Origin of the sequence: Dyadobacter sp. SG02 (genome assembly GCF_900109045.1) — a bacterium.
GTDB lineage: Bacteria > Bacteroidota > Bacteroidia > Cytophagales > Spirosomataceae > Dyadobacter.
The window spans coordinates 724,625-745,657 of record NZ_FNYL01000002.1; the positions used below are offsets into that span (position 1 = coordinate 724,625).

The 21,033-nt window shown below is 53.3% G+C and carries 18 protein-coding genes; 8 read left to right on the top strand and 10 right to left on the bottom strand.

Annotated features, from left to right (window positions below):
* Positions 1–78: 78 nt before the first annotated feature.
* Together BMW93_RS06525 and BMW93_RS06530 are read left to right on the top strand one after the other, a co-directional pair.
* Positions 79–2,157, top strand: a complete 2,079-nt coding sequence (locus tag BMW93_RS06525) for a sigma 54-interacting transcriptional regulator (protein WP_229240227.1) — start codon at positions 79–81, stop codon at positions 2,155–2,157.
* A gap of 168 nt (positions 2,158–2,325) precedes the next feature.
* A complete protein-coding gene (locus BMW93_RS06530) occupies positions 2,326–2,643 on the top strand; it encodes a hypothetical protein (protein ID WP_090374380.1) in 318 nt (105 codons plus the stop codon).
* A 123-nt stretch (positions 2,644–2,766) separates the two neighbouring features.
* Here the strand turns inward: BMW93_RS06530 and BMW93_RS06535 are convergent, their stop codons facing one another.
* The 9 genes from BMW93_RS06535 to BMW93_RS06570 form a co-directional block, all read right to left on the bottom strand.
* Complete coding sequence (locus BMW93_RS06535; RefSeq protein WP_090374381.1) at positions 2,767–3,117, bottom strand: YciI family protein; 351 nt, start codon at positions 3,115–3,117, stop codon at positions 2,767–2,769.
* A gap of 52 nt (positions 3,118–3,169) precedes the next feature.
* Positions 3,170–3,394 carry a hypothetical protein gene (locus tag BMW93_RS06540; RefSeq protein ID WP_090374382.1) on the bottom strand — a complete coding sequence of 75 codons (225 nt, stop codon included), beginning with the start codon at positions 3,392–3,394 and terminating at the stop codon, positions 3,170–3,172.
* Positions 3,395–3,409: 15 nt separating this feature from the next.
* Positions 3,410–4,288 carry a pirin family protein gene (locus BMW93_RS06545; protein ID WP_090374383.1) on the bottom strand — a complete coding sequence of 293 codons (879 nt, stop codon included), beginning with the start codon at positions 4,286–4,288 and terminating at the stop codon, positions 3,410–3,412.
* Between the two features lie 116 nt (positions 4,289–4,404).
* Positions 4,405–4,578 carry a hypothetical protein gene (locus BMW93_RS35380; protein ID WP_177194030.1) on the bottom strand — a complete coding sequence of 58 codons (174 nt, stop codon included), beginning with the start codon at positions 4,576–4,578 and terminating at the stop codon, positions 4,405–4,407.
* 57 nt (positions 4,579–4,635) lie between these two features.
* A complete protein-coding gene (locus tag BMW93_RS06550) occupies positions 4,636–5,385 on the bottom strand; it encodes an SDR family oxidoreductase (RefSeq protein WP_090374384.1) in 750 nt (249 codons plus the stop codon).
* 172 nt (positions 5,386–5,557) lie between these two features.
* On the bottom strand, positions 5,558–8,212 hold the full coding sequence (locus BMW93_RS35115; protein ID WP_143061612.1) for a sigma 54-interacting transcriptional regulator: 2,655 nt from the start codon (positions 8,210–8,212) through the stop codon (positions 5,558–5,560).
* 146 nt (positions 8,213–8,358) lie between these two features.
* A complete protein-coding gene (locus tag BMW93_RS06560) occupies positions 8,359–9,234 on the bottom strand; it encodes a hypothetical protein (protein WP_090374385.1) in 876 nt (291 codons plus the stop codon).
* A gap of 179 nt (positions 9,235–9,413) precedes the next feature.
* A complete protein-coding gene (locus BMW93_RS06565; protein ID WP_143061613.1) occupies positions 9,414–9,659 on the bottom strand; it encodes a hypothetical protein in 246 nt (81 codons plus the stop codon).
* Between the two features lie 166 nt (positions 9,660–9,825).
* Positions 9,826–10,131: a hypothetical protein gene (locus tag BMW93_RS06570; protein ID WP_090374387.1), complete on the bottom strand. Its 306-nt coding sequence runs from the start codon at positions 10,129–10,131 to the stop codon at positions 9,826–9,828.
* Positions 10,132–10,293: 162 nt separating this feature from the next.
* Between BMW93_RS06570 and BMW93_RS06575 the strand changes: the two genes are divergently transcribed.
* Positions 10,294–10,725: a hypothetical protein gene (locus BMW93_RS06575; RefSeq protein ID WP_090374388.1), complete on the top strand. Its 432-nt coding sequence runs from the start codon at positions 10,294–10,296 to the stop codon at positions 10,723–10,725.
* 21 nt (positions 10,726–10,746) lie between these two features.
* On the opposite strand, the gene BMW93_RS06580 is transcribed toward BMW93_RS06575, so the two are convergent.
* Entirely contained in the window at positions 10,747–12,129 is a 1,383-nt protein-coding gene (locus tag BMW93_RS06580; RefSeq protein ID WP_090374389.1) for a serine hydrolase, read from the bottom strand.
* Between the two features lie 284 nt (positions 12,130–12,413).
* Between BMW93_RS06580 and BMW93_RS06585 the strand changes: the two genes are divergently transcribed.
* The 5 genes from BMW93_RS06585 (at position 12,414) to BMW93_RS06605 (ending at position 21,032) form a co-directional block, all read left to right on the top strand.
* Positions 12,414–14,816: an ABC transporter permease gene (locus BMW93_RS06585; protein ID WP_090374390.1), complete on the top strand. Its 2,403-nt coding sequence runs from the start codon at positions 12,414–12,416 to the stop codon at positions 14,814–14,816.
* Between the two features lie 46 nt (positions 14,817–14,862).
* Entirely contained in the window at positions 14,863–16,248 is a 1,386-nt protein-coding gene (locus BMW93_RS06590; RefSeq protein ID WP_090374391.1) for a sulfatase-like hydrolase/transferase, read from the top strand.
* A 115-nt stretch (positions 16,249–16,363) separates the two neighbouring features.
* Positions 16,364–17,116, top strand: coding sequence for an SDR family oxidoreductase (locus tag BMW93_RS06595; protein ID WP_090374392.1), 753 nt, complete (start codon positions 16,364–16,366; stop codon positions 17,114–17,116).
* A gap of 196 nt (positions 17,117–17,312) precedes the next feature.
* Positions 17,313–17,801, top strand: a complete 489-nt coding sequence (locus tag BMW93_RS06600; RefSeq protein ID WP_090374393.1) for a response regulator — start codon at positions 17,313–17,315, stop codon at positions 17,799–17,801.
* Between the two features lie 87 nt (positions 17,802–17,888).
* Positions 17,889–21,032, top strand: coding sequence for a histidine kinase dimerization/phosphoacceptor domain -containing protein (locus BMW93_RS06605; protein WP_143061614.1), 3,144 nt, complete (start codon positions 17,889–17,891; stop codon positions 21,030–21,032).
* Position 21,033: the final 1 nt, after the last annotated feature.

Below are 21,033 nucleotides of genomic sequence, written 5' to 3' on the forward strand. Positions count from 1 at the left end.
AATATTCCACAACAACAGGTCAACCGGTGCGGGGATGAGGCGTGTGGGGTCGTGAGACTTGTTGATAGGCAAAATAGTATGCTTAAAAGCGAAGAACTTGCGGAAAAGGAGCGGATCAACGACGCTTTACTCGAACTGAGCAACAGAATGGTGAAGGTGCGCGACCGGAGGGACCTTCTGCATGTGATCAATACGGGCCTGCGCAAGGCGATCAATTTTACAGCCTGTTTGATGACGATCCTCGACGATGTACACCAGACCTACAAGGCTTTTCTGACCGACCCCGATACGAAACCCAGGGATTATGCGGCCTATAACGAGGCGATCAGCACGCCATATCCGGTTGCGGACGGCATTTACGATGTAGCGGCGCAGTCGGAAGGACCGGTACTCTTCGATATGCAGAGCATCGACTTAGCGCATGCGCCCGTGTGGTTCAAACTGCATTACGCGGCCGGTGCGCGGGAAATGATGATCAAAGCCCTGCCGGGCGAAGATGCCCGAAGACACAGCCTGATCCTTTTCTCCGATGAAACAGGCACGTTCGATGATTGCGCGGTGCACATTATCGAACGAATTGCAAACCAGCTGTCCACGGCGGCCAGCAACATTACCGCCAACGAGGAAATCCTCAACCGCGAAGCCGAAAAATCTTTTCTCCTCAATTTCAGCCAGAATATCGCCGCCGTACGCACAAAAGCTGATCTCGAAGTAGCCATTTCCGACGCCTTGCAACAACTGCTGAGCACCCGCCTGGCGATGATCAGGGTGATCGAGGACGATGGCGAAACGCTGACCCCCTACCTGTGGGACATTTCGCTGTTCAGCGATGTGATGGATTTGTTCGACCAACTGGCTAACCGGCGGGCGACGGTCGACGAGTACTTTTTCGCGCAGGTGCTCGCGAGCAAAGAGCCGATCGTGATCGATATCGCCGAAGAGGAGCGAAAGGGCAACAGCCCGGCTTACATCGCGTTCTGGAAACGGCTGGGACTGAGAAACGTGTACGCATCGGCGTTGCGTGTGGGCCAGCAAAATGTAGGGACGATGTTTTTCCTCTCCGACGAGCTCAACCTGGGCTTGCTGAAAGGTCTGTGCGCACAGATTTCCATTGCTATTTCAAATATCCGGGCCAATGAAAAGATATTGGCTTACAAGCAGTTGCTCGAAATCGAAAACGACCAGCTGAAAGAGCAGATCCGGACGATCTACAATTTCTCGGAAATCGTGGGCAGCGGCCCCGAAATGCAGGAAGTTTACCATTTAATGTCCCTCGTGGCCGATTCAGGTTCCACTGTTTTGCTTCTGGGCGAGACGGGTACGGGCAAGGAACTCATTGCCCGCGCGATCCATAATGCTTCCCCGCGAAGGAACAAGCTGATGATCAAGGTCAATTGCGCCGCATTACCGGCCAGTCTGATCGAAAGTGAGTTGTTCGGGCACGAAAAAGGCGCCTTCACCGGCGCGGTGGAGCGGCGTATCGGCAAGTTCGAGCTGGCGAACGAAAGCACTTTGTTCCTTGACGAAATCGGCGAAATGCCTTTGGAAGCACAGGTAAAGCTGCTACGGGTTTTGCAGGAAAAGGAATTGGAACGGATCGGCGGCAAAACGACCGTCAAAGTCGATGTACGCATTATCGCGGCGACCAATCGCAACCTGGAAGAAGAGGTACGGGAAGGCCGTTTCCGCTCCGATCTCTATTATCGCCTCAATGTATTTCCCATCGTGCTCCCGCCATTGCGCAACCGCCGTGACGACATTCTGCCGTTAGCGCATTTCTTTGTGGACCGTTATAATAAAAATTCCGGCCGGAAGGTAACCGGTTTCTCGCCCAGGGTCATCCAGGAACTGCAAAATTACGCATGGCCGGGCAATGTGCGCGAGCTCGAACACCTTATCGAACGCAGCGTGTTGCTGAACGAGGATGTCGTAGTCCGCGAAATCCATTTACCTAAACCCCAACCCGGAGAGAAAGCCGCCGTACCGCTTAGCCGAACGCTCGCGGAAGTGGAACGGGCCTATATTATCGAAGTATTGAAGCAATTTCAAGGCAGGATTTCAGGGGCCGACGGCGCTGCCGAGTTCCTGGACATTCCCTCTACAACCCTTCATTCCAAAATCAAAAAACTGAAAATCAGCAAGGCAGATTACTTCTGAACCTGCAAACGGAAATGACGCGGTATTTAGCCTTTGCATCGCCAAATGGCTAAATACCGCGTCATTTTGCATTGTGTCCAAACGGTAACGTGCTTGTAAATAGCTGGTTGGCTATTTGGCACAGCGCTTGCAACCAGGTGTTTGCGATAACTTAGCTACACAACCACCATGGAGTTCGTATTGGTTTTCAGAAGGGACCACCGAGGCAATGCCCCGCAGTTGGAAGAGGAAGATTTGCTCATGTACCGCAAGCATTGGCAGGACTGGTACCTCAGCCTCGCCGCCCGCCAGCGACTCACACGGGCCGTTCAGCGGTGGGATGCGAAGGGCTTTACCGTCAGCCAGGAAGGGGTAACCGAAAATGCGGTAGCTATCGAAGGACTGATTTTCATCGAAGCGCGGGACTACACCGAAGCCGCTGAAATCGCCGCGGACTGCCCGATATTGCTTTTGGGAGGATGTGTGGAGATTTTGCAAGGGAAATGAGAAGCTGTATGTCAGCCTGAGCGCACCGGGCCGCCGGGCGGTCGAAGGGCATGTACTATGTTGCCGTTCGGACTGCCTTCGACCGCCCGGCGATCCGGTTCGCTCAGGCTGACAATCAAGCAATTATTGCACCGGCGGGATCGCCATGCGCACTTCTACCGAGGCGCCGTACTCGATGATCGGACAACCGCTCGCGATTTCGACGGCTTCGTCGTAGCTCTCCGCCTGGATGAGGAACAGCCCGCCGATGGATTGTTTGTTTTCTACAAATGGCCCTTTGGAGATCTCATTACCTTTTTTGATCACGCGGCCGTCGACGTCCCATCTTTTGGGAGGTGCCACGAGGCGGCCTTTGGCGCCGATGCCGGCAACCCAGTCCTGGTAGGGCTTCATAGCCGCCTGCATTTGCGCGGGAGTTGGTATCGGATCGGCGCTGGTAATGTCTCTGTGGATAGCAATCAGAAAATCGTTCATTGTGTTGATAATTAAATGGTTAATAAAAAAATAAAAGGAATTGAATGATTAATTAATAACGGGCTCCCACGTGCAGGATTTCCCGGGCTTCTTCAAGGGAATAGTGTGCGGTAAGGTCTGCCTCCTCGATCATTTCCAGCACCTGGTCGTCGCTGAGCAGGGTGGTAGTGGATGATACCGGATGGAGTTCTATGAAATGCCCCAGTGCGAGGTCTTGAAGCATGCTGATAACGATCCCCGAGCAATCGCCGGGTAGCACTTTTACGCTGTATTGCATGGTTTGGTTGAGAATTTAAGTAGCTAAAATGATTGTTCTTACATCCCCTTCGATGCGGATAAAGCCCATCCGGCCTTCTTCAAAATCCGATATGGCCTTGCCGAGCTCTTCTTCGGAACCCATGGCCATCGCACCGGCGGAAAAGATGGGCTCGCCGAGCGGTTTGCCGCTCAACAGGATGATCCGGGCGTCGGAAATGGCCGTTAACGTCAGTACTTCTTGCCGGTCGGAGCGGCCCGCGGCCAGTACCTGTCCGTTGCTCACGATCCAGGATTTGTGGTCGTTGGCAAAAACGGCTTGCCCGGACACCACGTAAATGGTCGCGGTCCACCCCGTCGGCAGGTCATGCTGGAACGTATGGCCCTGTTCAATGGAAATATCGAGGAATGTCAGGCGGTCGGGTGTTTCGGTGGGGTTACTGCCGGCCTCCGTGCGGCCGGTAACCACTTTCACGGCAGTTCCCCTGGCGCTTACCACGGGCATGTCGCGGTGGTCGATAAAGAGCGCCTGGGGGAGATGCTGTTTGCGGCTAGCGGCGGTGTTCACGAATATCTGCATGCCGTGTATGCGGGCGCCTTCGGGCACGGGGAATTCCGTGTGGACAATGCCCCGGCCCGCCGCAGTCCACATCAGGCTGCCCGGCGTGATCATAATGTCGGTCCCGGACGAGTCGAGATTGTGGTAATGCCCGGAATCCTCAAAAAGATAGCTTACCGCCGACATGCCTGCGTGCGGGTGCGGGCCGAAAACATCGGACGTCAACTCGAAATGATCGAAACCGATCAATGGGTCCAGCAACCCGTTGAAATGGATCGAGCGGACTTTCCTTGCTGCAAACTGCCCGTCACCCGAACTGGTGGTTTGAAATACCTTGGATACCTCTAAATGCTTCATGACTGAATTTGAAAAACTGTACTATACTATTCGTGCCGGGGGACTTGCTGACCGCCGACCATGGGCCTGACGGCCTGACCATAGACGATGTAAGCTGTCCGCGGCTTGCGGTGCGGTTACTCGTCGTCGTCGAGGAGCTGCTCGTTCATACGGAGCGCATCGTCCATGAACTCGCTGCCGTCGGCGGTATGGTCCTCATGGTGATGGAGCTCTGTCGAAAGTATCTCGACCTGGCGTTTGTAGTTGTCCTGGGTGCCGTTGTCGTGCACCATTTGCATAAACAGGTTCATAGTAGTTGTTGTTTATGGTTTAGAAATAAATAATGAAATAAATGCTTACTGTAAAGTCTATACGTTCACAGCCTCGAACCAATCCGAGAACGTGACGGAGCCTACGCGCGCGTCGCCTGCGGGGAGCAGTACCACATCTGAAAGCAATGCACCATAATACCTGGCCTGGGCGTCGGTCACCACCGAGCGGGTATCGCCTTTGAGGTTCAGGAATTTTTGCACCAGCTCCGCGAGCCTGAAACGCTCCGGTCCGGCAATTTCGATCACGCCATTGTGGGGCATGTCGAGGGCCACTTCCGTCACGGCCGACGCCACGTCGTCAGAGGAAATAGGTTGCACGTACGCTGCCGACAGCCGCACGATCTGCCCCTGCGTGGCCGCTTGCGCAATGCCGCCCAGAAACTCGAAAAACTGCGTTGAATGCACGATGGTATAGGGTATACCCGATTCGCGGATCAGTTTTTCCTGCGCGATCTTGCCCCGGAAGTAGCCGCTGTCCGAAAGCAACTGCGTACCTACTACGGACAATGCAATGTGGTGTTTCACGCCGGCGACCTTTTCGGCAGCCAGCAGGTTCTGGCCGGAGGTAGTGAAGAAATCGAGCACGGCCTGGTCTTCGAAGGAAGGCGAATTGGCCACGTCGATCACCACCCCGGCACCATCGAGTGCTTCTGCCAATCCCTGGCCGGTAATGGTATTAATGCCGGTATCGGGTGAACCGGCGATCACCTCGTGGCCCAGGCTTCTAAGATTATTTACGACTTTGGAGCCGATCAGGCCGCTTCCGCCGATGACAACGATTTTCATGAGTGTTAAAGATTTTGGTTTGAAAACACTTAATAGGAATCAATCGCCGTGCCAAAGTATTAATATACTAATAATCAGTTGTTTATGTATTTATTTTAATTAAAAATCACGCGATATTTCGTCTAATGACATGCATCGGCTTTAAATATCGCGCGATCCGTAGCGCACCGGGTCAGTCGGCCAGGTACTGGCGTTTGGTAATGCCCAGTTTCTTGATTTTCGAATGCAGCGTAGTGGCCGGCATACCCAGGTATTCGGCGGCCCCGCCGCGTCCCGCGAGCTTCCCGCGGCACCGTTTGATGGTCTCGATAATGTGTATGCGCTCCACATCTTCCAATGTGCCCATCATGGCGATGGACTGGACTTCCGCGCCTATGTTTTTGGTGGGCAGGTACACCTCCCGGATCATCGGCTCCGTCGAGAGCAATACGCACCGTTCCATCAAATGTTCGAGTTCGCGCACGTTGCCCGGCCAGGGGTAACTCGTGAGCTCGTGCAATACTTTGGGCGAAATCTTCTTCACTTTCCGGCCGGTTGCCTTGCTGTAACGGTCCACAAACAAATGCGCGAGGGGGATAATGTCGTCGCGACGGTCGCGCAGGGGCGGGAGGTGGATCGGGAACACATTGAGGCGGTAGTAAAGGTCGGAGCGGAACCGTCCGGCTTTCACTTCCTCTTCCAGGTTGCGGTTGGTGGCGGTGATAATGCGGACATTTACTTTAACGGTCGTTTTGCCGCCGATCCTTTCCAGCTCTTTTTCCTGCAATACACGCAGCAGCTTCACCTGTGCTTCCAATGGCATTTCACCGATCTCGTCCAGGAAAAGCGTGCTGTTGTCGGCCAGCTCAAATTTACCGATGCGTCGTTCCAATGCGCCCGTAAATGCGCCTTTTTCATGACCAAACAGTTCGCTCTCAATCAGATTGGCCGGTAATGCGGCGCAGTTGACCTTGATCATCAGCTTGTCCTTGCGCGGCGAGGCGCTGTGAATGGCCCTGGCGATCAGCTCCTTGCCCGTGCCGGTCTCACCGGTGATGAGCACGGTCGAATTGGATTCAGAAACAAGGCTGATCAGCTCGTATACCTGCTGCATTTCCGGCCCGCTTCCTACGATTTCATTGAAATTATAAGTCCGTTTGATCTGCTCTTTCAACTGGCTGTTCTCCATTTCGAGCATTCGTTTGTACGCCAGGATCTTTTCATTGGCCTGAATATTGGCAATGGCGGTGGAGATTTGCGAGCAAATGCCTTGGAGCAGCTCGCTTTTCAGGCTGTCGGTCAGTAACCATAGCGTGCCGAGGTCGGCCTGGGCGCTGCGCAGCGGTGCCGCGAACATGTATTTGAGCCCCGTTTTCGCCCATAGCCGAACGAAGGGGTTTTCGGGACAAGTTTCCAGTTCCTCGGCGACTTTCAGGATGATGTGATCATCGGCGGCCAGTACCCGGGCGGCAATCGGTTCGTCGATGGTATTGGAAGCGGCTACCAATGCATCGAATTGTTCGAGTGCGTCTTCGAAGAGCGTCCGGTCGTACATGAACGGTTTCAAAGTAACATTATCGTCTTCGATCAGGTTAATCATCGCCAGCTTCACATTCAGGACGCGGCTCAGCACTTTGAACACCGCATTCTTCAAATCCTCCTTCGTGCGTACGCGTGCGACTTCATTGCTGAAACCGAGGAGGAAAGTCTTTTCACGTTCGCGCTCGATGATTTCCTCCGCCGCCAGTACATTCGACATCGCGATGGAAATCTGGGAGCCGATCGCCTGCAAGAGCGAAAGGTTGGCCTGCTCGATGCCCAGCCAGAGCAGCCCGTGGGTCACATCGCCATTTCGCAGGGCAATCCCCACCATCGTTTTCAGGCCCATCGCCTGCCACAGGAAAAGGTACCGGCTGGTAATGCCACGTCTGATCTCCGCGTCGACATTCACCTGCAAGGGTATGCTGCTGTCGAGCACGCGGTTTTGTAAGCCGTCGTGGATCGGGAAGCGGCTTTGCGTCAGTTCGGCTACTTCGGCATCGGAAAGATTACTGATTCCCAGGTCATGAACAACGGTGGTCATCGTTTCCTGATCGGGGTTGATCCGCCGGATACCGAACCCGCGCATGAGGTTGAACCGGATGAGCGTCGCCCGTACCGCTGCGGCGAGCTCCTGCCGGGTGCGCACGGCCGCGAGGCCAATGCTGCATTCGAGGAGAATTTCATTGATCCATTCCTTTTCCCTGATCTCGTCGTTCTTGATAATATTGGTCACCGCGCTGGAAATTTGCGGTGCAATGCTTTCTATAATATTGATGAACTCTTCGGTAATGCTGCCGGGGCGATCGGTGTACATATGCAGGAAGCCGATCGTCTCATTTTTGCTTTTCAGCGGTGTCATGAGGATCTCCCGGATGCCGCCTTCATAATTGATCCGCAGGAAGGTAGGGCTGCCGGGAAGGTCCATCACATCTTCCATACAATGCAAAACAGGTTTGCCGGCATCGAGCACTTCCTCGATAAATGCGCCACTGAGCGGGAAGTCGGCATCGATGAGCGCGGCATAGGCCGGGTGGGTCTGAATCGGGGACGAGGTTGGGTCGAGCAGAAAGGGGTGATAGGAAGTCCGTTCCGCGTCGATCAGGGTTACGATCGTGTGTTTGAAATAGAAAAGGTTTTTAATGCGTGAAGAAAACAGGACGATCAGGTCATTCTTATCGCGGATCTGTGTGATATCGTCGCTCAGGTCGAGCAATATCTTCCGCTGCTTTTCCAGGAATTCCCTGGTTTCGAAATCCCTGGGTAGAATAGCCTGCGCGTCGTTCCCGTGTTGAGTATTTGCTTTCATAATTGGATATGGTTGCCGGGCCGATGGCGTCCGGCGAAAGTAGTGCCGGTTCCTTGGCGGTAGCAGTTGTACGAATTTAATAAATGTTGGAATGCAAAAAGGCCACCCGTCAGGAGCAGCCACTGATCAGCGGTGAACGGTTGCATTCAAATGTCGCCTGCCCATTCGGACAAAAAGCGCAATACTTCCTGTTTAGCCGGAACCGTACTGCCCTCCGCAACGGACCCCGAGGTGGCAATGCCCAACGCCAGGCAACGCGCCGGTTCCATGCCGTTTTGCAGGCCCAAGGCATAGCCTTCGATAAAGTTCGCCCGCTCGTACGCATTATGTGTATGTGCGGGCACGGGAGGGCGGGTGAGGTCGAAATAGGAGTCCTGCATGATCAGCACACCGTGGCTCTCGGAATACACGATGAGGCGCCGGATGTCCAGCGTTTGGAAGATAGCCCGGTAGCGCGCCCTGGCTTCCGGGTCTTGCGTGTCGAACTCCGGCGCGGATTTAGCGCCGAAAAGGATCGACCACAGGACCGAGACTTCCCGCTCTTCGAGCGCCAGCGTCACGTTGCCGGTCCGGGTGAAGCTGCCCATTACATCGAGGATCTCGTCCACATCGAAGAAATTACTGCCCGCAGGGTTGCCAAGGTAGAAAATGAATTCCCAGTCGTTGCGCCCTAGCGGGCGGATCACCCCGGAGAGCAGGCCATACCAGAGATCGGCCGCCTGACCGACGTCCGTCCATTCGGAAAAGGGAATGACACGGGTTTGAGAAAAAAGCTTTTGAAGCGCTTCTATGCCCACTTTTGAAACAATATCACGCCATTTGCCCACCTCGCGCGCGCCGGTCGTACTATCTTGCCCGGTTGTCGGCCGGGCCCGGATTCCCAACGATTGCAGCAAGGCAGCGGTGTCCTCGGTAGGCGCATCAGGTGCAAAGTCGGTTTCGCGGAGGAGCCCGACGGCTTGCGAGACCGAATGCAGCATGGTACGCGTGGCATCGTCCGGTAAAGATTGGCGGTTCATCATGTTGAGCTATGGATAGGATGCTTTTTGAAAAACAATACCTATGCCAAAAGTTAAGATGATGGTTATCAATGCAATTTTAAGCGTAGCTCACAAAAAAAGACACGATATTTCGTCAAATCCCTAATGGCTTACGAAATACCGTGAATTTTTGAGTGGTACTACTTCCTGTTTCAGCCCGGTCAGTTGCAATAAAACTGATCGATTCCTCCCCTGAATTGAAGGCCTTTGCAAGTACACACAGCCGTGCCGCCGGGGCAATCCAATGTTCTGGTGTCTTTACCGATAGGGCCGCTGTTGTCCAGGATGTCGCAGGAACAAGTGACGGTTTTCAGCGGCTCGTGGTCATCAATACACGACCAGGGAAGGCCGGCCATCATCAGAATGCAGATCGACGCTACTATTTTACGAGTAAATAATGCTTTCATGTGGAATACTGATTTGGGTGGTTGGAAGCGGTTCCGCCCGTGCATGTGATGATGCGCCGGACGGGATAAATATAATAAAATTCCAATACCAAATACTATTATTTACAGGCGGTGACGCGGTTTACCCACAATATTTATTTAATGGAAAACCGGCCGGGAAGCGCACTCAGCGAGCCGCTTCCGCGTAATGAAGGGCGGTGTCGCGCAGGGTGTCGAAGCCTTCGTCTATGGAAACGAAATGGGCGCATTTACGGCCAACCTGCACAAGTATACGCAGGAAATCGGCCTCCGAACCGGCGTGGCTGCTGTGGCAAAGCAGGAGGACGTCCCCTTCATTTAACCCGCTAACCACATCCGAAAGGCCGGACTGGCCCTCTGCTTGCTGTTCCCGGACGATTTGATGGCATCCCGCCGTTTGAAGTTTTGCTAAGAAAGTGTCTTCTGCCCCGTATGGCAAGTAGCCTATAAACATTCCTGATCCCAATGATGAAGTGTTAAAAGTAGGGGATAAGGAAGCCGGAGCCGACCGATGTGGATTAGAAAAAAATTAAAACCTTTGATCCTATGAAAATATTGATAATATTTCTGAGAACGTTCATGCGTTCACAATGAACTCCTCTAACAGCACCCTAACATGAATTTGAATGAAATCCGGGCCGAACTGGTCACGAAAACCGAGCGTAAAATCCAGGAAATGAAGTCCAGAAGCATTGTCCTGCCCGAACGCCGGGCAGATTTATGCGAACTTTGTGACCAGCTTTCGCAGGAAATTTACGATTTCGCCGTCAATACCACCATCCAGATCGCCGACCGTCACCACCTCCGCAGCCGCGCAGCCAGCCTGCTCGACGAGCTTCGTGAAGACATTTACAATCTCACCAACGGCGCGCTCGATATCGTCGTGGCCGCATCGTCTACGCGAGGCCCGGGTGCGGGAGACACCCCAAGCCAGCGACCGGCAGAACGGAAACGTTGGAAAATCCTTACTACCCCCAGGTTCTTTCAGGTACTTTACAGCTGGTGCAAAGGCCTGCGGGTCTACAAGCAACCCGCGGCTTTCTGCTAGTAGTTTTCCCGGACCGCCTGCCTACCGCGCTGCCTGATCCAGTATCGAGCGGACGATTTTGTTATCGGGATCTTTCCGGATGGCTTGCTGTGCGTACAAAACGGCCAGATCCGCCTTACCCTGTTGTTTATACGCTTCTGCGATGAACTGGCAGGCAATGGCGTAATCCTTGTCCTGCAAATCGAGGAGGAGGCCAAGCGTGAATACCCTGATAGCGTCGTCGATCCGGTTGCGGCGCATGAGGAACTTGCCGGTATTGACGAGGTCGCCGATGGGGAACGACAGGTCGTACATGTCTTTTTTCTGTTCCCGGACGGTCCGGTAAAATGCCACGCCGGCGTCGAAATCGGCGAGCATTTCCTCGCGCAGTTCGAGGTATAAGGAACGTTTGGGTACCGTGTATGGCTTATTGTCTAGGATCGAGAGAATGGCGGTAGTGAGCTGCCGTACTTTAAAATTCTGGTTGTTGGTCATCAGTATCACGAACCGGTCGTTTTTCAGATCATGGGTGATCAGCGCTTCGTAGTTGAAATTGGAGCCGTGGTGCTGATGCCATACCAGTTCGCCGTTCTCAAATCTCCCTTCGCCCAGGCTGCTTTCGCCTTCTCCGAAATGCTCCGAAAGTTGCCGGACCGAGGCTTTCCCGACGAGTTTGTAACTGTCGACCGCCGCCATAAAGCGATACAGGTCTTCTACCGTCAGCCGGGGCCAGCCGGTCGTGGTTTCGCGAGGTACTTCATTGATATACTTGTTGTTAAAAGCAATCGCCATCGTGGTGTCGTTCACGGGCAGGTCGATCACGGTACGCTTCATTTCGGCCGGTTTCAGGATATTTTTTTCTAAAAATGCCTGGTATTTCAAACCGGATATTTTCTCCACGATCCGCTGTTGAAGGTACACATTGGAATAGCTGTATATGTACGCCTTCCCGGGCGAATTCGCGAGGTGTTTCATGGCCAGAAGCTCATTCCCGATGGCCTGGTCCGTATTTGCGGGGCTTGCGGGCAGTCCGCTGGTGTAACTGAGCAGGTGCGCGATCTGAATGCTGTCGGCCCATGCGGGCAGCTCGGGGAGGTATTTGCGAACAGGATCGGTTACGGAAAGCTTGCCTTTTTCCGCGAGAAACATGATCGACAAGCCGTTAAATTCCTTGGCAATGGAGCCGATGTCGAACCGCTTTTGCAGCGTGAGCGGGTATTGTTTGCTACCATCGGCGAATCCCACGGCAGCTTTGTAAATCGGTTGTCCCTTACTCATTACGAGTACATTACCATTGAAAACGCCGATGCGGTGGGCGGCCTGCATGAGGGAATCGATGCGTTTGGAAAGCGGGTCGGTTTGGGCGTAAAGCGGGGTGGTGAGGAGGTTGGCGAAAAGGATGAACGTCAGGAACTGGTTTTTCATAAAATATGGCTGATTAGATGAATGCGGACATTCAAGTATTATGCCAATTTGTAACTAATTGATACATAGTATGTTTTTGAAATGATAGAATGTTCGGAAGCGAACGGGCCTGTCCGCTTTCAGTCGATGGAAGCCGTGCAGCGACGGACGACCGCGTCCGATTTCGGACAGAATTGTTTTGATTAAATTTTTGATTTTCAATGGTTTAGTAACATGGCATGCATTTGTTGATATGCAGGAAAATCGATTTCTCCTTTGCCTTACCGGGGCCAAACGTCCATATTATGTTCAAAAATTATCTGAAAATCGCCTTCCGGAACCTGACGAAGCACAAGGCTTTCAGCTTTATCAACATTTCCGGCGTATCACTGGGGCTCACCTGCTTCCTGCTGCTCGCTTTGTATGTGAAGGATGAACTGGCGTATGATCGTTTTCACGAACATGGCGACCGTATTTACAGGCTGAACCGTACGTTCCTGGCCAACGACGGCACGGAATCGCTTAGGCTCGGGCATGCGGCACCGCCATTTGGCCCGCTGGTGAAGCAGGACTTTCCACAGGTGGAGCAGGTTGTGCGTCTGCTGGAAACCGGTGCATTGGTGAAGTACGGCGAGAAACGGTTTTCAGAGGAAAATATGTTTGCCGCGGAAGCGAATGTTTTCAAGGTTTTTACTTTTAAAATAGACCAGGGAAACCCCGACAAAGCGCTCGAAAACCCTTTTTCGATCATGTTTTCGAAGCCTATGGCCGAGAAGTATTTCGGGAACGACGATCCGATCGGAAAAGTGGTGCGGCTGGATAATCAGTTTGACTACACGGTTACGGGTGTTTTCGAGCCGCTGCCTGCGCAGTCGCATTTCCATCCCAGCTTCCTGGTTTCTTTCTCGACCCTGAACGATGACCGCATTTACGGTGCCGAAGGGCTGCGTACCAACTGGGGTAACAATTCTTTCTCGACGTTCCTACTGCTTCCCAAACATTTCGACGCTAAAAAACTCGAAGCGGCTTTCCCCGCATTTCAGAACAAGCATATCGACCCCAAGGCTTCGAAATACTCGGTATTGACGCTCACTAAACTCACCGACATTCACCTGCGCTCGCACCTGGATTCGGAGATCGAGGCCAACGGGGATATTCAATATGTGTACCTGTTTTCGGCGATCGCGATTTTCATTCTGCTCATCGCCTGCATCAATTATATGAACCTGGCCACGGCCAAATCCGCCACGCGTGCGAAGGAAGTAGGTATGCGGAAGGTGATCGGCGCGGTGCGTTCGCAGCTGGTGAACCAGTTTCTGAGCGAATCGGTGATCCTGGTCGCGATTTCGGTGGTACTCGCATTTACGACGATGGTATTGTGCCTGCCGCTGTTCAATAATTTTACCCAAAAACAACTTTCCGTTTCCGCATTGCTAGACCCGACTTTCCTGACCATTCTCGTCGGCATTACCGTCTTCACCGGGCTGGCGGCGGGCAGTTACCCGGCGTTTTTTATGACGGGTTTTCAGCCTATCGCGGTTTTGAAAGGTAAAATCGCCTCCGCACTGAAAAACGGAAAACTGCGCCAGACACTCGTAGTAGCACAGTTCGCGATCGCCGTCACGCTGATCATCAGCACGACGGTGGTTTACAATCAGATGCGTTACATTCAGAATTACAAGCTCGGATATGCCAAAGACCAGGTGGTGGTGTTCGGCATGCCCGACGACTCTACGACCGACGTGGAGGCGATCCGGCAGCGGTTCAAGGAACATGCCGCTGTGCGGGAAATGGGCCGTTCGTCGCGGATTCCCTCGGGCCGGTTGCTCGATTCCTGGGATGCGTACGTGATGAAAGGCGATTCGATGGCGCCTACGCAGATCAATATCAAGTCGCTTTCTGTGGATGAAGACTTTATTCCGACCTATCAGATCCGGATGGCAGCAGGCCGCAATTTTTCGCGCCAGCACCCGACCGATCGTAAGGAAGGTTTCATCCTCAATGCAACGGCTGCGCGTTTGCTGGGCTGGAAAAATCCGGAAGACGCGATCGGCAACCGCTTCGGCTATGGCGAAATGCGGGGGCAGATCATCGGCGTCACCGACGACTACCATTTCGAATCGCTGCACCAGAAAGTGGCGCCTATTGCGATGTTCTATCAGCCCGGTCGGCTCGGGCGGGTGTCCGTACACATCGCGGGCGGGGACATTCAGGGCGCGATCGCGCACATCGGCTCGGTATGGAAAGAGCGTTTTCCCGACGTGCCGTTCCAGTATGAGTTCCTCGACCAGCGTTTCGGTAAGCTTTACGCGCGTGAGGAAACGCAGCAGTTGTTGTTCGGTATATTCGCCGGGATCGCCATTCTCATTTCCTGCATGGGTTTGCTGGGGCTTTCGATGTTCATGGCGGAGCTCCGTACGAAGGAAATCGGCGTCAGAAAAGTGCTGGGTGCTTCGGTACCGAGCATTGTCGGGCTGCTTTCGAAGGATTTTCTCAAACCTGTCCTGATTGCGATACTGATAGCCTCGCCCATTGCCTGGTACGGGATGAAAAACTGGTTGCAGGATTTTGCCTACCACACCGACATTCGTTGGTGGGTGTTCCTGCTGGCCGGTGCTTTGTCGATCGCCATCGCATTGTTCACGGTGAGTTTCCAGAGTATCCGTGCCGCGCTGATGAACCCTGTTAAAAGTTTGAGAAGCGAGTAAAATCCATGGATTTACTATATTAGCAAAAATCGCAATATATAAATTCATGGGATTCAACAGGTTTTCAAAGTCGGTAATACAAATAGTGCTGGTAATAAGCTTATTGACCGCATTTGTCCAGCGCCGTGCGGCCCAATCGCCGCCTAATATTATCGTCATATTGACGGACGACATGGGTTACGGCGACATCGGCGCGTACGGCGGGCGCTTCGTTCCCACACCGAATATTGACCGGCTGGCAGCCAGTGGCCTCAAACTCACGCAGTATTACAGCGGCGCGCCCATTTGCTCACCTTCGCGGGCCAGCATTCTTACCGGTATGCAGCCTGGTAAATGGAACTTCACGACGTTTCTGGATACCCAAAAACACAACAAAGACGCCGAACAAATCGATTACCTGAATCCCGGGGCGCCTTCCATTGCCCGCTTTTTCAAAAACGCCGGCTATGCCACCGGGCATTTCGGCAAATGGCATATGGGCGGCGGGAGGGACGTTACCAATGCGCCCGGGTTTGTGCAATACGGCTTCGACGAACATGCCAGCACCTACGAAAGCCCCGAACCGGACCCCGCTATTACCGCTACGAACTGGATATGGTCTGATAAGGACAGCATTAAAAGGTGGGACAGGAGCAAGTACTTCGTCGACCGGACGCTGGATTTCATGAAGCGCCACAAAGGCCAGCCTTGCTTCGTAAACCTCTGGCCCGACGACGTGCACACGCCCTGGGTACCCGAGCCGGAAACCGAATACACCGGCAAATCTCCCTTGAAACCGCAGGAAGAAGCCGCATTCAAAGGTGTGCTCAAAGAATACGATGTACAGATCGGCCGTTTGGTCGACGGCCTCCGGGAACTGGGACTGGCGGAGAATACCATCATTATCTTCACGAGCGACAATGGCGCGCTTCCCACTTTCGGTGGGGCCAGAAGTGGCGGCCTGCGGGGTTCGAAGCTGTCACTGTACGAAGGCGGTATCCGTATGCCGTTTCTTATCAGCTGGCCGGGACACATTCCGGCCAACAAAACGGACGACCGCTCGGAGCTGCACGCAACCGATCTTTTACCGACCTTATCCAAACTCGCAGGCGTGAAAATTCCCGAAAGCTATCACGGCGACGGTATTGACCGGTCGGGGATACTGCTGGGGAAACCTTCGCTGCGAAAAAAGGAAATGTATTGGGAATACGGCAGGAACGACGTTGCCTACAACTACCCGAAAGGCAACGACCGTAGTCCGCGCCTGGCCGTCCGCTCGGGCGAATGGAAGCTTTTGATGGACGCCGACGGCAGCAAAGTCGAGCTGTACAATATCGTAAAGGATTCCGCTGAAACGACGAATCTTCAAGCGACGGAAGAAAAGATCACCAAAGAGCTGAGCGGGAAGCTGGTGACTTGGTGGAAATCGCTTCCGAAGTTGAATGTCAATTAATTACAAAAACCACCTGATCTGAGAAATTTGCAACTCTTGCTGTAATCCTTGTACGCCGCAGGCGGGTTCTATCGGCCACCTTTGTAATGTTCTTTAACACTAAACAAAAACGACCATGAACTCGCTCAAAAACAAAGTTGCCGTTATCACAGGATCCGCAAGAGGCCTTGGAAAAGCCATCGCAGAACGTTACGCCGCACTCGGCGCCGACATCGTTATCAACTACTCCCGCGACAAAGCTTCGGCCGAGGAAGTAGTAAGCAATATCACCGCCATGGGGGCCCGCGTCATCGCCGTACAGGCCGATGTGAGCAAGGTAGCGGACATTCACCGCCTGTTCGATGAAGCTAAAAAGGCATTTGGTAAAATCGATATAGTAGTAGCCAATGCGGGTATCGAAATGGTAGAAACGCCCGTTACCCAGTTCACCGAGGAACAGTTCGACCGCCTGTTTTCCATTAATACCAAAGGCGCTTACTTCACCATGCAGCAGGCCGCATTGAATGTCGAAAACAACGGCCGCATTATCTACATCGCTTCGAGTACTACCGCATTTCCCGTGGCCGGGATGGCCGTGTACGGGGGCAGCAAAACCACACCGCGTTACCTGGTGGATGTTTTGTCCAAAGAAATCGGCCACCGTGGCGTGACCGTGAACTCGATTATCCCGTTCGCGGTAGACCATTCGGGTATTTTCGCGGAAGAGGGCAGCTATCCGGAACTGCGGAAATCGCTGCTCGATAGCTGTCCGATGGGTCGCCTGGCCGAGGTGGAAGACGTGGCCAATATCGCCGAGTTCTTTGCCAGCGACCTTTCTTCGTTCGTGAACGGCCAGCATTTGCTGGTGAACGGCGGAGCAAACCAATAACGATCCTATTGCAAAATGCGCTTTTCAAAACTGTTCCACAGCATTGTGGAATAAAAGCCCCGGGTAAGTTCCCCGGCCGCCAGCGCGGTCGGGTTCTTCGTGTGTGCGGATGCGGCGCAGATGTGCGATGTCAGATGGCATAGTATTTAACTATATTTTGATTTTAAGCATGGGCAATTTATACTATTAACTTTCCATGGAATCAAACCCAGACCCGAAGCACGCAGACCCGACCGGAGACCCAGGCAATGGACAGCTGATCTTTCTGGCGGAAGACGACCACGACGACATTTACCTCTTCGAACGCGCCTTGAACGGACTGAAAGCAGGACACGCATTAAGCACATTCGCGAACGGCCAGGAATTGTTCGATGCCCTGAAAATACCCCTCAGGGACGAACCCGATATTGTCTTCCTCGATATCAATATGCCCCTGCAAAACGGCCTTGAATGTCTGCGCAACATCCGGGAGCATTATTCCAAAGAACTGCCGGTATTCCTGTTTTCGACCGCCCAGGATCACCTCACGGTAGAGGAAGCGCGCAAGCTCGGCGCTACGGGATATTTGTCGAAGCCGAGTGCTATGGAAGAGCTGGGCAGCCTGCTGACCAATGTGTTATCGATCAACTGGCGTACGCGTTCGGTCAATGATTTTTATGTGCATTTGCAGCTGGCGGATACCTGATAGTGAAATTTCGGTTATCTTGCCGCTTTCACCTCAAAGGAGTTGTCGTTGGCAGATCGTCGGTTTTGGAAACCGCGCCGTTTCCGCGTGCACTGGTTGCTGTTGCTATTTCTGAATGCCCTGACAGTTTTCGGGCAGGGCGATTCCATACGTACCAGTTTGGAATACACCATTACCAAAAGATTACTATCTGTTGAAAACGGGTTTGCGTCACACGAGGTATTCTGCGGCGTGCAGGATTCGTCGGGGTTCCTGTGGTTTGGGACGCGCAACGGGTTGAACCGCTTCGACGGGAGCAAATGCCTGCTTTTTACCCGCCAGCGCAACGACCTTCAGGAAAACAAAGTGGTGCAACTGGCGGTCGACGACGCCAACCGTCTTTTCATTCAATACGGCAGCGCCGGGTTCCAGCTGACGACCATCGGGAAGGTGGACGTGATGGATGCCACTACGCAAAAGGTGAAAACGCTGACGACCGCTTTTCCTAATCTGCCATTCAAGGAAAGCGATGTGTACTGGATCACCAACGACGGTACCGGCGAAATCAGCTTTCTCACTGCGTCACCTTTCCGGTACTGGCGGTATTCTTCCAAAAAGGGGTTCAGGCTGATGCTGGAAATGAAAGGGTGGTTCGGGCAGGATTCCCTGATCGATTACCGCGTTACCGGTCCGGTGAACACTTTTATCAGAGGAACGGCCCATTTGAAACTGACTAACCAGCAGGTGCAATATGTGGTGAAGGACAAAAAGGTGACTCCGTTCCGCCAGCATGATGTGCTCCGGTCGCTGCCCGTCGGCTTGACAGAACGGAACGAGTTGCTGATCACCTATAATGTCGCGGGCGATATGGATAACTTCCTCGTAGACAAACTGACGGGAGGCGGTCAGCTCGTGGAAGTTGAGAACCTGGATCAATATCATTTGAATGCGGTGAAGGGCCGGTACTGGTACCAGGTGTGGCCGGCGACCGACGGACAGGCCACGGCATTCTACATTGCCACCGATGCGCTATATCTCTGGAACAAGCATGGTTTTCTGAAAGTAATGGGCAAGTCGGAGTTGAAAGGCTTCGAAAACTTATTCATATACCGGCTTTTTCCCGATAAACTGGGGAATCTGTGGCTGTGTACGTCATCCGGCGTCATGCAGCTGACGATCAAAAAGAACCGATTCAAACCCTATTTCTCGACCGGTCAGCAGTCGATGGAGCGGAACGGACAAGCGCGCGGCATACTCGCGGACACGCATGGGCAGGTGGTAGCGAACGTGTGGGGGCATACATTTATCCAGCGGGACGACCGCACGCAGGGGTTCAGTCATAATTTCATCAATTATGGCATTACCCGGCATGGCGGGGCGCTGTATACGGGCGGCTTCGGATTGTCGCGGTACGACGAAATGCAGAAACGGTTCATTGGTTTTGCGGCAGCCCCGCCTTCGGAGATATGGTCGATGCATTCGTTGAACGACAGCCTGCTGTTATTGGGGTGTATCAATGGCTTTTCAATCTTCAATTCGGCAGCCGACCGGTTCGAACCGCTACCTTCTTCGGGACCACCTGCGCCGGAAGCCAGGTTTGTGTACCGTTTCTTGCGGGATAAAAACAAGGCCGTGTGGGCCGTTGCCGAAAACGGGCTGTACCGGCTAGCCGGCTATCCTGCGCAAGGCCGGCCCCTGCAAATGGTCCGGATGCAATCGCCGTTTCTGAATGCGTTGAGCCTGCTCGACGCCTGGCAGGATACCGACGGTGTATGGTGGCTCGTCACAAATGGCGAGGGGCTTTACCGCTGGGACCCGAAGACCAACCGCTCGCGGCAGTTCAATATTACGGTCGGATTTCCGTCCGACGTGCTCTACCGCATCGAGCCGGATGCATTCAATAACCTCTGGATCAGTTCCGACTACGGCCTCATTCGTTTCAACCGTAAGAGTTTTTCCATTAATACCTACACCACCACCGACGGTATTTCCCATAACGAGTTCAACCGGACGTCGTCGTTCCAGGCCGCCGACGGGAAGCTATATTTCGGCGGGTTGAACGGTGTAGTGGGTTTCGATCCGCGTGATTTCAAGACCGACACTTCGCAGCTGCGCGTGCCGTTGCGGGTGATTGCATTCAACCAGTTTGTGGGCGAGGCCAGTGAGCTCGTTAACAAAACCACCGAATTACTCCGCAATCCGCGCATTGTGCTAGAACCGGACGACAAATTTTTCACACTGGATTTCCAGTTGCTGGATTTTACCAAAGACAAAGGCGCGAGATATGCCTACCTGATCGCGGGACTGGACAAGAATTGGGTTTTTATCAACGAAAATTCGGTCCGGATCAGCGGTTTGCCTTACGGCGATTACGTGCTGAGGGTCAGGGCGCAGAATAGGGAAGGGGCCTGGAACAAAGAGGAACTGGCTATTCCGCTGAAAGTTTTGAAACCCGTTTACTTGCAATGGTACTTTCTACTTGTGGTGGCGCTGCTGATCGGGTTGCTGATCTATCTGTTTATCAGGTTTAGGATCCAGCAATTGGCTCGGGAGAAAAGCAGGTTGGAAGAAACGGTCAGTGAGCGGACGAGGCAGCTGAAACAATCGCTTTCCGAGCAAACCGCATTGCTTTTGGAAAAGGATGTATTGATGAAAGAGATCCACCATCGCGTGAAGAACAATTTGCAGGTGATTTCGGGGCTCCTGGAATTGCAGGGCAAAAGCCTTACTGACGAAGCAGCCCGCGGGGCATTGGAGGAAGGGCGGAACCGGGTGCGGAGCATTGCATTGATCCACCAGAACCTGTACCAGTTCGAAAACCTCAGCAGCATCGACCTGCAACGTTTCACGACCGATCTGTGCAGGCAGGTACAAAGTGTATTTCAAACCGAAAAAAAGGTTTCGGTCGTCATCGAAGTGCCCGACGTACATCTGGATATCGATTCTGCCGTGCCGCTGGGACTAATTTTGAACGAATTGTTGTCGAATTCGTTTAAATATGCATTCAAAGAAGTATCCGAAGGTGAAATAAGGTTGACGATCGACGTTGCTTCGGAAGGAAGGTTTAAGCTGGTATATTCCGATAATGGGCCTGGCCTGCCGACGAACTTTGACCTGAGCCGTGCAACGACGCTGGGCTTGCAGCTCGTGAACGATCTCAGCCGGCAGATAGGAGGGCGTGTGCATTACCAGGACAGCGCCTTGTTTACCATCCATTTCACGAATAGGGAAATACGTAAAAACCAAGACTAAA